This window comes from Amniculibacterium sp. G2-70 (genome assembly GCF_014353055.1).
Lineage (GTDB): Bacteria > Bacteroidota > Bacteroidia > Flavobacteriales > Weeksellaceae > Amniculibacterium > Amniculibacterium aquaticum.
This window is the reverse complement of the sequence record NZ_CP060698.1, coordinates 1,327,940-1,340,295: the sequence shown is the minus strand read 5'-3', so window position 1 is coordinate 1,340,295 and position 12,356 is coordinate 1,327,940. Positions and strand designations below refer to the sequence as shown.

Genomic DNA, 12,356 nt, shown 5'->3' with positions numbered 1-12,356 from the left:
CCGATTGTAGGAAGAAGGAGTTTCGAGGCTCGATACATCAAGATATGTACCGAGCCTTGCGGTTTTTAATAGAGAACATCTAGTTTCTTTTTTAATTTCTTTTTCATCATCTTATCTCCATAATCTCTATTTAGATAATAGGCTGTTAATAGATAATAATCTAAATTGGAGTTTTGAGGCTCTAAAACCACTACATATTTTTGGGAAATATTATAGACATAAGTTCTCAACACATCTTTTCTTTTTCTTTCATCTCTTTCCCGAACAGAAAAGCACTCTATATGATCTTTTATTTTTAAATCTACATGAGGTTTTATCCAATGCAAACGCATAGATCTATCTTTTTCAAAATAACGATGTGTTACTTTTTTACCATTTTCCATTTCTTCTACTTCTTCGGTAGTTAAATGATGAAAAACGGTACTTAAATCTATTTCTCCGTCTTTTTTTGTAGGACGGATTTGCTTATCATTAAATTTGAAAGAATCATTATCTGTAATATTTCTATCAAAAATTGCTCTTAATGATTTTTTTCGTTCAAACTCATTGTAGTGCATTATTTCTAATAATTCAGGATATTTTTTTGCTAAATTAAATGCCATAATTATTTCAAATCAATATAAAATAAGTTAAACTTTTCTTCATTTTTTAAAGTCTGCTTTTTTAAATCTATCTGTGCATTAGATTGGATTTTTTCTATAATTCTATTTTTTGCAGTAACTTTATTTAAACCACGAATGTGATAGTTTACAGCACCCATTAATACATCTGTTAATTGCATGAAAATACTTTCATAGGACTTAATAAACTGGATGTTTTTAATATTGAAATGTGTGTTTAGTATTTCGTTTAGTTTATGCAGTTTACTTTGGCTTCTATTGTCCTTTATGTCTAAGTATAAATTATATGCGTGTTTTGAACTCATTTTTTGAGCAACTAATTGGTAGTACATTCTAAAATAGAAATCATTATAAGTGAAATTTTCTCGAGACTCGTCAATCTGTGATTTATCTACAATAATTGCTCTGAAACTTAAATCTGTAGCGAAAAAATAATCTATTACATCATTGTAAAATTCGGCATTAGATTTTGAGATTTTTGCCCATTTCATTTCTCCCTTAAATTTATGTTTGGATTTAAGAAATTTAAAATGTTCTCTGTGCTGTCTTATTTGAGGATAAGCACACTTTATATATGAAATTAACATAAACGGCATTTGGTCATTCTGTAAATGTGTGCTTTCATCACAATATAAGTTATATGTTTTTTTGCTATCCATACTATTTTGTGTTTTGTTGTTATTTTTAATTAATCAATCTCTTCTTCCCAGTAAGTAGAACCTGCATCAGTCCTTTTTTTTGGGTTTGCAGTTGGGCAAGTTTTTCTTTTTGCAGGGCGAGTTCTCTATCTGCGGTGGCTAATATTTCTGCAATGGCGGTTTGCTCGGAAAGGGAAGGGAGTTTGACATTTAATTCATTAATAATTTTTGAAGATAAATTCCCTTGACCTCCTTGAAGGAAACTATTAATAACATTTTGCTTTAAATGGTCTAACAAATAAAATAAATAAAATTTATTTTCATTTGTTCTAATACACAAAACCGCTTGATTAATAGCTCCATCTAAATTTGAAATACCAACAGTACCAGAAGTTGCTCCATACAACGCATATAATAAGTCTCCTTTAATCACTTTTTTTGCAGAGGAATTTTTAATTGCTTCTTCATTAATAAATTGTTCTGTCTGTATTGAATTTATTTCTCCTGATTTTATAAATGGAATATCGCCTATATAATATTCTTTTACTGTAGATTTTGGAGTACCTCCAGAGAATGTTTTTATCACCTCCCCCAACTTCACTTCTTTCCATTCCCCAGAAAACCCAGGCAAGCGTTTTTTGCCAGTAAGAAGCTGTTGCATAAGGGCTTTTTTACGTTGGGTAAGTGCGTTTATTAATGCGCTTTGTTTTTCTATGGCAACATCCCAAGTAGAAAGGCAATCTGCTATTTTCTTTTGCTCGGGAAGTGGGGGAGTTAAAATTTTAATATTTTTTAAAATCGGTAAACCTATCCTCTGCCTAGTGCTCCCCGTGCTTACTTCAATTGCTGATTTTCTAAAATAAATTGAATTTATATAATCATGAACAAATTTTTTATTGTAATTTTTTTCATTTACTACTAATCTAATTCCGTCGGATGCCATTACAAATCTTTCTTCTATTTCAGGTATAAAACAAGCTCTTGCGACAGGGTCGCCCATTTTGGATAGGATAATTTCACCTGGATATATATTACAGCTTAATAATTGATTTGCTTTTTCTACTGAAGTATAAATTTTGTAATCATCAAGAAATTTACCGTCGCCAATATTTTGTAATTGAATTATTCTAACTCCAGCATGGGTGTAATCAGAAGATTTTAAATCAGAGCCAAATGGTCCTCCTGTGATTGCCCATTTGATACTTTTGTCTGCAAAATCTTCAAATTTCTTCACTTCCCAATCTTCTGGGATAAGGCCGAGTTCTGTTTGTTTGTATGTAGTGTTTTGTTTCATTGTTTTTTAGGTTTTGAACTTTTCTAAAAATTAGAATAGTTGAGTGTTTATCAAATAAGCATCAAATAAAATATATTTAGTTTTCAGGTGTTTATATTTTTGATGTGTCTTTTCATCAATTAGTCATCAAATAAGAATCCATCAGAACCAGCAGAAAAATCAAATAAGCATCAAATAAAAAACGGTTCATTATCAGTGATTTATGTTTTTGTAATCGCTATTTATCAAATAACCATCAAATAAGATTATGCCCAATAAGGTATGTATTTGGCATACTTCCGTGATTTGCTTTCAGGGTCTTCTAGTTTTACCACGCCTTCTTCTAAAGCATCTTTAATGATTCGGGATGCAATAGCTGCATTTTGATCTTCTATTTTGAAACGATCACGCAAAGATTGATTGGTCATTTTGTCGTTAGAAACGTATTTTAAACAAGCGTGCTGATAACAAGCTCTTATTTTTTCTTTCTTGTCCAAATCATTTAGAGCTTTGTAGGAATAAATAGTTACGCGTGTTTTGTGTTCTACCACCAATACGCTAATAGGTGGCAATTGATACAATTCGTTGTAGAAAAAAACTTTATCCATACCAGAGCCTTTTTCTTCGCAGAAACCCATTCTTCGCATTAAGTCTGCTAATTTATCGTTTCTAGAATTATACGCATCAATAAAACGGTCTGGATTTACAATGGGTTCTCCTGGGTTTGTAAATTCGATACGGTCTTTAAATATTTCAATCATTGGAAAGCCTTTGCTATTAAGATCTTGATGGATTAATAAGTTTCCGACTAATTCACGAATGGCTATTTCTGGATACATTCTGGATTCGGTTCTAAGTGCTTTTCCAATTTCTTCATTGGCAGGCAATTGTCCATTAATCCAAGTTACCAAACCTTCAAAACCGAGTGCATATCCTTTAGCGCCTATTTGCTCTCTTTCGGTTTCTACTTTATTGGTTCCTTTGTAAACAATAACTCTTACAGACTTTCGCTCAACAGATTCGAAATCTTTTAATTCTTTCGCAAATAATAAAGCTCCTAAATTAGTAATAGCATACTTCGAGTGAATTTTAACAATTATATTGTCACCCATCAACTTTTCAATTACGCCTTTTTGGTCTGATGGATAAGGAATTTTTAAAAGATCGAAATAGGTTTCCGTGCTTAATAATTTAATAACATCTGAAATGCTTAATCCGTCTTGTGCAATTTCTAACTCGTATGGTTTGCCAGTATTTCTCCAAATTTTTGCTTGTTTATCAGCAAACTCATTTAATTTTTTAGTAAAACTGCCTACTCTTATGTACGCTTGATGTAAAAACTCTACAGGTTGTGTTTTGGCGGCAGGTATTACAAAAAAAGAAATATGTTTATTATCGTAATCAAACTCATAAATCTGAAAATCAATTCGAGGATTAAGCCTTGTAGCCAACCACATTTCAAGCTCTTCATTTCCCTTTGCTTTGTGGGATTTTGCCTTGAAAGTAGTGCCTAAAATTTTGTGAGTATTATTTTCTATACCGAAAACTAAATAACCAAATTCTTTATTTAGGATGCAAGCACTATTTGACAATGCAGAAATTCGCTCGCCAATTTCTTCTGGAGAATGAAAATTATGCTTAAACTCTATCCACTCAGATTCTTGAGGTTGTTGCACTAATTCTTCAAGAAGCTTTTTTAAATCCGTCTCATTCATTTGTAAAAAGGTTTAATTTTTTGAGTTAATTTTTAAAAGTACACAAAATTGCGTTTTTGTTTACATTGTTTGTTTGCTCTGTACATGAATTTTCGTTTTGTGTACATAGAGTTTTTAATTTTAAAACAATTTTAGATATTCGTCCATTTGTTTTTGTACTTCTGCCAATTCGCTTTGCAGTTGCTCAATTTTTTGCTGTACTTCTGTAAGGTCTATTTCGGCTTCTTCTTCGTAAGTATCTACATATCTTGGGATATTCAAGTTGTAATCGTTTTCCTTAATCTCTTCTAGCGTAGCAATGTAGGCAAATTTGTCTTCTACAATTCCTGCATCTTTCTGGTTGTCATGAAAATCAGTAAATACTTCTACAATATGGTTGATGTGGTTTTCGCCTAAAGAATTTTGGTTTTTACCTGCTACAAAATCTTTGCTAGCGTCTATAAACAATACTTTTTCTTTGTTCTTTTTCTCCCTATTAAAGATAATAATCGCCGCAGGAATTCCTGTTCCGAAAAATAGGTTTGATGGTAAGCCAATTACGGCTTCCAAAATATCTTCGTTTAAGATTTCGGTGCGTATTCTACCTTCTGCAGCACCACGAAACAAAACACCATGCGGAACTACTACGCCTGCTTTTCCGTGAGCATTTAATGATTCTATCATGTGAGAAATAAACGCCCAATCTCCTTTGGATTTTGGGGGCATTCCTCTCCAAAAACGGTTGTAGCTGTCGTTTTCTAATTCTTCGGCTCCCCATTTGTCTAAAGAAAATGGAGGATTGGCAACTACCGTGTCAAACAGCATCAGTTTATCTCCTTCTTTGTGTTTTGGGTTTCGCAAAGTATCTCCCCATCTAATAATAGCATTGTCGTAGCCATGCAAATACATATTCATTACAGATAAAGCCCAAGTGCTACCGTTAGCTTCTTGTCCAAAAAGTGAAAAATTATTGTTACCCACTTCTCTACCTGCTTTTATCAGCAAAGAGCCAGAGCCACAAGTTGGGTCATATATTCTAGAACCTGGAGCAGATTTGGTGAGTTTTGCTAAAAGTGTAGAAACTTCGGCTGGCGTGAAGAATTCTCCTGCTTTTTTACCAGAATCCGAAGCAAAATTGGCAATGAGAAATTCGTAAGCTCCACCAATTACATCATTATTTTCTAAATGAGATTGAGAAAGGTCTAAAGATTTGAAATCATTTAGTAAGTTTTTTAATCGGGTGCTTTTGTCTTTGGCATCGCCTAAATTAGAAGAATTGAAATCTATATTTCTAAAAATATTAGAACCATCATGTCCACCTAATTTTTCACGGTTGGCTTCTTCTAGTTCTGCTAAAGCGTGATTAATCATTTCGCCAATTTTTGGACTGTTTCTATTGTCATATAAATAGTCGAAACTAGAAACTTCTGGTACTACAAAACGCTCACGTTCAAGCGCACGCTGCACACGGTCTTGGTTTCCTGCGTATTTTTCTTCGTATTCTGCTTTTTTCTCGTTGTAAACATCAGTTACATATTTTAAGAAAAGCATGGTAAGAATGTAGTCTTTGTATTGCGAAGGGTCTATAATTCCACGGAAAGTATCACACGCTTTCCAAACAATGTTGTTTACGTCTTTTTGAGTGATTTTATGGCTCATTATTTTATTTTTTTATAGGTTAAAGTATTGATGTATTGGTTTTCTAATTCTATTAATTGTTTTCTGATTTTTAGTTTTTTATTTTTTAATTGGTCTAAATGTACTATGTTATTTTGGGTTTCTAAATCGGGAATTGCGATTTCTAAATCTGCTAACTCTTTTATGGAAATAGAGGGTAAAGTTTGGGTGTAAATTTTAGCATTAAATACTTTTAAAGTCTCTTCATGATTAAGATACCAAAGTAAATAATTAGGAAGAACCTCATTTGAAGTAATGGTTAAAACCAAGAAAGTAGAACCAGCAATACAATGTGGAAATTCTTCTTTGAATTCCATGGCAAAAAACCTTCTTCCTTTAGCATTGAAGAGAATTTCACCAGCTTTTAAATAGTTCTTTTCAAAGATAGGTTTGTATATTGCATTAGGTTGAATTTTCTTTTGCAGGATTCCATCGTCATCAAAATCGGAAGTTGTCAATAATCTTACAAAGGTATTGGTTAACTTTTCTTCGTTTCTGTTGGTGGTTTTGGTAACTACCATACCAGAACGGATTTTAGCGACATCATTTATTTTGTAAATTTTTTGCATAATATTTTTTGTACTATTACTGTACAAATGTAAAATATATCTTTTAATAAACAATAAAGAATCACAGTAAATTTTGTACTAAATACGAAAACGCTTTTTAATTTTCTGATTATCAGTGAAATAAATTTACGGGGAATATAGAGCAATAAAAATGATGATAGTCCTTTAATACTTAACGGCGAAATTTCACAATTTGTTTTTCTTCAAGTTGCTCATGATTTTTTCTACCGCCCAACAAATTCAAAAAGGAAGCTGTTTTATTTGAATCCTTAAAAACCTCTTCAAAAGCAGAAAAAGGAATGTTATTTTCCTTTGATGTTTTTTCCAATAGCTCAATCATTTTATCTTTTCGTTCAGCATCATTTAGATTTTGCAGATTCGGAATTTTTATACTTTCCTGTAGAATCCCTTTTTTAAGTGTGTTTTCTACCGAATCCAAGTATTTTTTCTTTTCAACAGCAAAAACAGTTTCATTGGTTAATAGAGCGGAGTTTTTGCTTTTGAAGAAGGAAACCTCTTTTTTAAGACTTTCAATGTTGGTTTTTAATTCTACAATTTGTTTTTCTTTGGATTCCAGTTCTGTTTTGTTTTTGAGAAGTTGAATATTATTCGTTTTGATTGCCTTTTTGTAGTTCTCAATGGTTTTACCCATTTTTATTTTCTGAAAACCTAGAAAATCGGATTCTTTTACAATTAAATCTTCCGCTTTTTTAGATTCCAATTCTTGTTGCAATTGGCTGTATCGTTCTTCCAAAATTTTCAAGTCTTCTTCTTTTTTCTTGATTTTAAATTCTACCGCCTCTAATCTTGTTAACGAACCTGAAACGCCTCTTTCCATTTCTAAACATTCTGCTGCTAAATCTTGCATTTTTGAGTAATGAAAAGATTGATGTTTCAGCGTTTTTCCAGTTTCCAAATCTTGCCAATCTGCAACTAAATGAGCGTGGTAATTAGGTTTCCATTCGTTGGTGTCTTTATCATAATGACCTTCATCTTTATGAATGGCAATCTGAAAAATTCGGATTTTAAGTTCTTCTTCCAATCTTTTCGATAAGTTGTGTAAATCCTGCATTGTGGTATTTTCTTTAATGACCACTACAGCTTCCCGAATAGGCATTGCATTTTTCTGTAATTTTCTGCCTGATTTTTCTTTGCAGTAGGATTCTATTTTTTGGATACGGTCTGCAATTTTTTGTTCCATCCAATACTCATTTTTTGGAGTTAAATCTTTGCGGATATAGTCAAATGATTTTTTTCTGAAATTATGAATTTCAGAATCAGATTTTACGGCTTTGAAGTTAATTGATGTCTTCATTTTTTAAATTAGATAAAAATTCTACCTGTATCTTTTTTACTCAGTTACTTTACATCTTGATTCTTTTTTAACCAGGCTATAAAATGACGATTTATTATTTTTGTAATTTCTGAAAAAAGGCACCTGTATTTATTTTACTCAGGTTAAAGCCTCGCAGAGCGAAGTAGAAACTTTGTTGGGAGAGCATCGACCTTCAAAGTTGCGAATGAGCTCCTAACTCTTGCATATAGTTGGTGAAAAATAAGTGTCCACATTATCATCGTTTTCTTTTGTAAATTGGATTAGCTTGATTGATTTCAGATTCCTGTTGTTCCTGTTTAAATTTCTGTTCTTGCTGCTGTTGTTTTTCGATTTTTGTTTTGTTTTTGGAAAGTAAGTAATCATTCAAATCTTTATGAAGAGTATAAATTTCGGAATGATCTTTGGCTTCGGGAAAAGATTTCAGAATTGAATTTTTACAAGTTTCTCCTGCTTTATCATTGTCTAAAAACAAATGGATTTCGGAATAAATTTTTAAATATTCTTTGGTTTTATTCAACAATGAAATAGAATTCATTACCAACAAATCGCCAATGAAGAATGGTTTCATCTCCACAAAAGACAAAGCATCCATAAATCCTTCAAAAACGACAATTCTTTTCCCTGTTTCATTTTGATTTTCATTATTGAGATTTACAATTGAAATATCTTTCTTCTGTAATGAACCTTTGTAAAATGAATTTCTAAGTTCCCAACCTCCAGAAAAATTTTCAAAACCTATAGCGTAGAGTTTCTTTTCTCCAATGGTAAAATGAATTTCTTTAACTAACGGATATACTACTTTTGAAAGTCCTCTTTGATGAAGATAGCTTTTAAGATGTTCGTTTTGGAGTTTTTTGATTTCGGTGATTTGATAATTTGGTTTTGAATTTATTGAATGAATAACATTCTGCTGTTGAAAAGAAGAAAAATTTTGCTTTTCTGCCCATTCTAAAACTTCTTTTACTGATTCGTTTAGATATTTTTTCATAAAATCGACATTGTTTCCGCCAATTCCTTCGGAGTGTAAATACCAATAATTCAGATTTTTATTAATTTTAAAAGAGGCTTGTGTTTCTGTGTAAAAAGGATTGAGAAACCAAGCTTCTTTTTCATTTTGTTTTGTTGGATGGTGTCCGAGTGAAACAAGGATTTCTTCCAACTTTACAGAGTTGAATTGTTTGCAGTTCATAGATGAAAAATGTTAGGGTTTAATTTTCGCAAATATTTTGATGAATTGATGAGACAGCCGTATATGTTGCTGTATTTTAAAAGATTACATTCTCATCAAAGACTCATCATCTCATCAAACTTCAAATTTTTTGCTCATCAGTTTCTCATCAAAAATCAAGGTTTTATATTTTGATGAGAGTTTTGATGAGATATAAACCATTGATTTTGTTTTCATTATCAATTAATTCATCATTTTATCAAATTTTTGAAGAATGAAATCTTTTTTAATTGTGAAATAGCGTCCAGTTTTATTATTTTGATAAAAACTTCCTGAATAATCAATGTCGTATTTGATGTATGCCAAAGAATTATTTTGTGGTTCAAGTTTCCATGTTTCTTTTAGAAGCTTTCGGATGTCGTTTACAGTCCAATAATGGTTTCTGAACATTCTTCCGAGCATATTGAAAATATCCTGCGGAATGACTTGGATTTCATTTTCTTCGGTACTCTCAAAAAACTCATACAAGAGCTCAATAATTTTTGATTCAAGTTTGTTATTGTTTTTCCAAACCAATTTTTGTAACGCCTTTGTTCTTATCTCAGAATCAGTAAACCACATTCGGGTTTGTTTCTGGCTACAGAACGATCTTTGAATCAGATAGCGAAGGAAATAGGGAATTTCTTTAATTAGGTTTTGAAGGAATTCAGTATTCTCTGTTTTTATAGATTTAACTTTGATAATCCAGAACCGAATTTCTTCTTCATCAATCTGAATAAAATTGTCTTCATTGTTGGAACAAAGAATGAATTTTCCAAAAAATTCAACTTCCTCACGATCTTTTCCTTTCGCTTCTTTCTTATCTTTATCTGTTGTGGAAAGGTACTTAAGGCGCTCAGTAATCTCTTTTTTGTCGAAAAACACCTCATCAATAGCTACAATGAGCATTGAGGCCCAATCTGAATTAAATTGACTGTTAAAGGAATCTCCTTTAATGTAAGTCATATTCAACCCGAAAATGGATTTTAGCCATTTGATAAAAGTGGATTTTCCTGTAGAACGCTCCTTGCTTACCAAACATAGAATCGGAAGCATTTGTGTGGGTTTCTCAAGTAATATTTTTATGTAATCTAATCCTAACTCCAATTGTTCGCCGAAAATATGTTCCATAAAATTCAGAGAAAACTTAATTTTTACTTTTAGTGCATCGGAATTTAAGCTTTCTTCAATTGGTTGATGTGGGATTTCATTGTACATATTGTAAAACCCTTCGATTATTTTTTCATAATTCAGATGACTTGGAATACAACAAAAGCCATCGTATTTTGGAATTTGTGAAAGATAATTTTTTCCACAGTCGCTGATAATGGTTTCCCGATTCCATCGAAACAAAATGGAAATTTTATCACCTGAAATTAATGGTTTTTCTATGGTTTTGTAGTATGTTGTGCCTACTCGTAAATAGGGAATTTTTTTGTTCATTTTAAGAATGATTTTAATACGAAATTGTTAAACAATAGAAATTGTAATGCTCGAACAGAGGTTACATTCTTCGGTTTTTTCCGTATTCCAAAAGTTCCTTTTTAGAATAGTAGTATCGCCCATTAAAATTGTAATGAGGCAGATTCTTATTTTTCCGCCAGTCAATAATGGTCGGAACAGAAATGTGCAGAAATTTTGTGGCTTCGATTTGAGAAATTAAATCTTCGGGTTGTTCTTCTGCTTTTTTAACGGGTAATGTGAAGTCGGTTGCTTTTTTTAGAATAATTTCAACCGCTTTTTCCAAATCTGCTTTGGTGTGGGAATAAAGTTGTACTGACATTTGATTGGATTTTAATTATTTTAAATTCAAATGCAATATTATCAACTTAATTGTTGAAAATCAAATAGTTGCAAAGCGTTCTAAATGGTCTAATTTAATCCAAATTCGTCCAAAGTAATTTTTTTGCAATCTAGATTAATCTAAATTAATCCAGATTAGCCTTTTCAATAAATCTTATGTTTTAACAAATTTTAACTAAAATACTTCTACTTTAACAAAGTTTAACGTTTTTTTACTTGATTCAAAAATAAAGAGTGTTGTTTTTTGATTAAAATACAAGAACTATCCATCGTCAATATTTTCAGGCATTCATAATGCTGTTGATTTTTTCTTTTACAATTTCAATCCTTTCATCAATAATCAATGGGTGTATATGTGTTTGCAAGAGTTCTTCTAAAAGACCTTTATCAATGATTTTTTGCAATTCAGATTTAATAAATTCTTAAATTCTCTCATTGCACTTTGCTATTTCATCTACAATGCTGATTCTGTTATCAATGATGTAGATAATGTCCTCAATATCATGGCTGGTTCTGTAATCTTTTCCCCTACTATTGAATGCTTCAAACTTTGTTGCAAGAAAACAAGGTGCTGATAAGATGTAAATTTCCTGATTTTTTGCTTTCACTTTCCATAAGTCTTCAAAACCTATTTTATACCAGCGATTGGTTGAACCAAAGGCGTTGTCTTCGGCAGGAATTATATCTACTGGATATTTTTTGTATGTGTAACTGCAAATAGATGTTCCATAAGGGTCTGGATGAAAACCTAATTTTCCCAATTCCTCGATTGTTTTGTGAAATTCTCCTACATTAACGATATTAATTGTAAAATCAATGTCTTTCGTGGGACGTATTTCGTCAGCTGCTGGGTCATCTGTATAAAGACTGATAACAGCTCCACCGACGAACACTACTTGCTCCCTATATTGTTGTAAACCTTCCGCTACTTCCGCAACAACTCCTATATTTATAGCCTTATTATACAATTTTTAAATATTTTTTTAGGTATTCTACTGCTAATTCTTTTTCTCTTGTTCGCCCAACACGAATAGCATCTGTGATTGCAAGTAATTCATATAGTTTTTCATCTTTCAATACTGCTTCTGGAACCGATGGATAAAGTGGTTCTATACTTTGACCTCTTGTATTTCCTTTTGCATAAGCCCAAACATACTTTTCATTACTTTGAATTTCATTATTGAGCGGTAAAGCACTATGAGCGGTTGGAATTCCTCTGACCATTGCTCCTGGCTTCTGAGGAAAAGCATATCTTATCCCATATTGTAGAAACTCGGCAAGAGCATACTTCATTACTACTTTTCCTTTTGGGTCTAATAAGCCTGAGTTTTTTGACCTTGCAACCGATTCGCTTATTTCAGCTTGGCTTATTCCTAAGTCTGCCGCAACGGAAGATTGATTCCACGAATCATTATCGAGGCTAATAATTTTTAGTAACAAAACGATGTCCTGTGGTTTCATATTTTGTTTTGAATTTTTCATATATTGCATATTGCGATATGCAATATTAATAAAAAATTTTGAATTACAAATTAGCGT

At 31.8% G+C, this 12,356-nt stretch carries 12 protein-coding genes; all 12 read right to left on the bottom strand.

The window, feature by feature from the left end; genetic code table 11:
* Positions 1–65 precede the first annotated feature (65 nt).
* A complete protein-coding gene (locus H9Q20_RS06175; protein ID WP_187478541.1) occupies positions 66–602 on the bottom strand; it encodes a hypothetical protein in 537 nt (178 codons plus the stop codon).
* A gap of 2 nt (positions 603–604) precedes the next feature.
* On the bottom strand, positions 605–1,279 hold the full coding sequence (locus H9Q20_RS06170) for a DUF3800 domain-containing protein (RefSeq protein WP_187478540.1): 675 nt from the start codon (positions 1,277–1,279) through the stop codon (positions 605–607).
* 25 nt (positions 1,280–1,304) lie between these two features.
* A complete protein-coding gene (locus H9Q20_RS06165) occupies positions 1,305–2,552 on the bottom strand; it encodes a restriction endonuclease subunit S (protein WP_187478539.1) in 1,248 nt (415 codons plus the stop codon).
* A gap of 245 nt (positions 2,553–2,797) precedes the next feature.
* Entirely contained in the window at positions 2,798–4,246 is a 1,449-nt protein-coding gene (locus H9Q20_RS06160) for an RNA-binding domain-containing protein (protein ID WP_187478538.1), read from the bottom strand.
* A 120-nt stretch (positions 4,247–4,366) separates the two neighbouring features.
* Positions 4,367–5,884 (bottom strand): type I restriction-modification system subunit M, encoded by a 1,518-nt coding sequence (locus H9Q20_RS06155; RefSeq protein ID WP_187478537.1) that lies wholly within the window; start codon positions 5,882–5,884, stop codon positions 4,367–4,369.
* On the bottom strand, positions 5,884–6,471 hold the full coding sequence (locus H9Q20_RS06150) for a restriction endonuclease subunit S (RefSeq protein ID WP_187478536.1): 588 nt from the start codon (positions 6,469–6,471) through the stop codon (positions 5,884–5,886). The genes H9Q20_RS06155 and H9Q20_RS06150 overlap by 1 nt, the downstream gene beginning before the upstream one ends.
* Before the next feature lie 172 nt (positions 6,472–6,643).
* Positions 6,644–7,786 carry a hypothetical protein gene (locus tag H9Q20_RS06145; RefSeq protein ID WP_187478535.1) on the bottom strand — a complete coding sequence of 381 codons (1,143 nt, stop codon included), beginning with the start codon at positions 7,784–7,786 and terminating at the stop codon, positions 6,644–6,646.
* A gap of 256 nt (positions 7,787–8,042) precedes the next feature.
* The gene (locus H9Q20_RS06140) at positions 8,043–8,996 is read right to left on the bottom strand and encodes a toprim domain-containing protein (protein ID WP_187478534.1); all 954 of its coding nucleotides are present in this window, start codon (positions 8,994–8,996) and stop codon (positions 8,043–8,045) included.
* 222 nt (positions 8,997–9,218) lie between these two features.
* A complete protein-coding gene (locus H9Q20_RS06135; RefSeq protein ID WP_187478533.1) occupies positions 9,219–10,457 on the bottom strand; it encodes a primase-helicase family protein in 1,239 nt (412 codons plus the stop codon).
* 61 nt (positions 10,458–10,518) lie between these two features.
* On the bottom strand, positions 10,519–10,797 hold the full coding sequence (locus tag H9Q20_RS06130) for a helix-turn-helix domain-containing protein (RefSeq protein ID WP_187478532.1): 279 nt from the start codon (positions 10,795–10,797) through the stop codon (positions 10,519–10,521).
* A gap of 442 nt (positions 10,798–11,239) precedes the next feature.
* A complete protein-coding gene (locus H9Q20_RS06125; protein WP_187478531.1) occupies positions 11,240–11,785 on the bottom strand; it encodes a nucleotidyl transferase AbiEii/AbiGii toxin family protein in 546 nt (181 codons plus the stop codon).
* The gene (locus tag H9Q20_RS06120; RefSeq protein ID WP_222933885.1) at positions 11,778–12,299 is read right to left on the bottom strand and encodes a hypothetical protein; all 522 of its coding nucleotides are present in this window, start codon (positions 12,297–12,299) and stop codon (positions 11,778–11,780) included. Before H9Q20_RS06120 ends, H9Q20_RS06125 begins: the two co-directional genes overlap by 8 nt.
* Between the last annotated feature and the right edge of the window lie 57 nt (positions 12,300–12,356).

Bases quoted from the DNA above. Each gene is read 5' to 3' on its own strand.
- H9Q20_RS06175 (WP_187478541.1), bottom strand. From the start codon at position 602: ATGGCATTTAATTTAGCAAAAAAATATCCTGAATTATTAGAAATAATG.
- H9Q20_RS06170 (WP_187478540.1), bottom strand. From the start codon at position 1,279: ATGGATAGCAAAAAAACATATAACTTATATTGTGATGAAAGCACACAT.
- H9Q20_RS06165 (WP_187478539.1), bottom strand. From the start codon at position 2,552: ATGAAACAAAACACTACATACAAACAAACAGAACTCGGCCTTATCCCA.
- H9Q20_RS06160 (WP_187478538.1), bottom strand. From the start codon at position 4,246: ATGAATGAGACGGATTTAAAAAAGCTTCTTGAAGAATTAGTGCAACAA.
- H9Q20_RS06155 (WP_187478537.1), bottom strand. From the start codon at position 5,884: ATGAGCCATAAAATCACTCAAAAAGACGTAAACAACATTGTTTGGAAA.
- H9Q20_RS06150 (WP_187478536.1), bottom strand. From the start codon at position 6,471: ATGCAAAAAATTTACAAAATAAATGATGTCGCTAAAATCCGTTCTGGT.
- H9Q20_RS06145 (WP_187478535.1), bottom strand. From the start codon at position 7,786: ATGAAGACATCAATTAACTTCAAAGCCGTAAAATCTGATTCTGAAATT.
- H9Q20_RS06140 (WP_187478534.1), bottom strand. From the start codon at position 8,996: ATGAACTGCAAACAATTCAACTCTGTAAAGTTGGAAGAAATCCTTGTT.
- H9Q20_RS06135 (WP_187478533.1), bottom strand. From the start codon at position 10,457: ATGAACAAAAAAATTCCCTATTTACGAGTAGGCACAACATACTACAAA.
- H9Q20_RS06130 (WP_187478532.1), bottom strand. From the start codon at position 10,797: ATGTCAGTACAACTTTATTCCCACACCAAAGCAGATTTGGAAAAAGCG.
- H9Q20_RS06120 (WP_222933885.1), bottom strand. From the start codon at position 12,299: ATGAAAAATTCAAAACAAAATATGAAACCACAGGACATCGTTTTGTTA.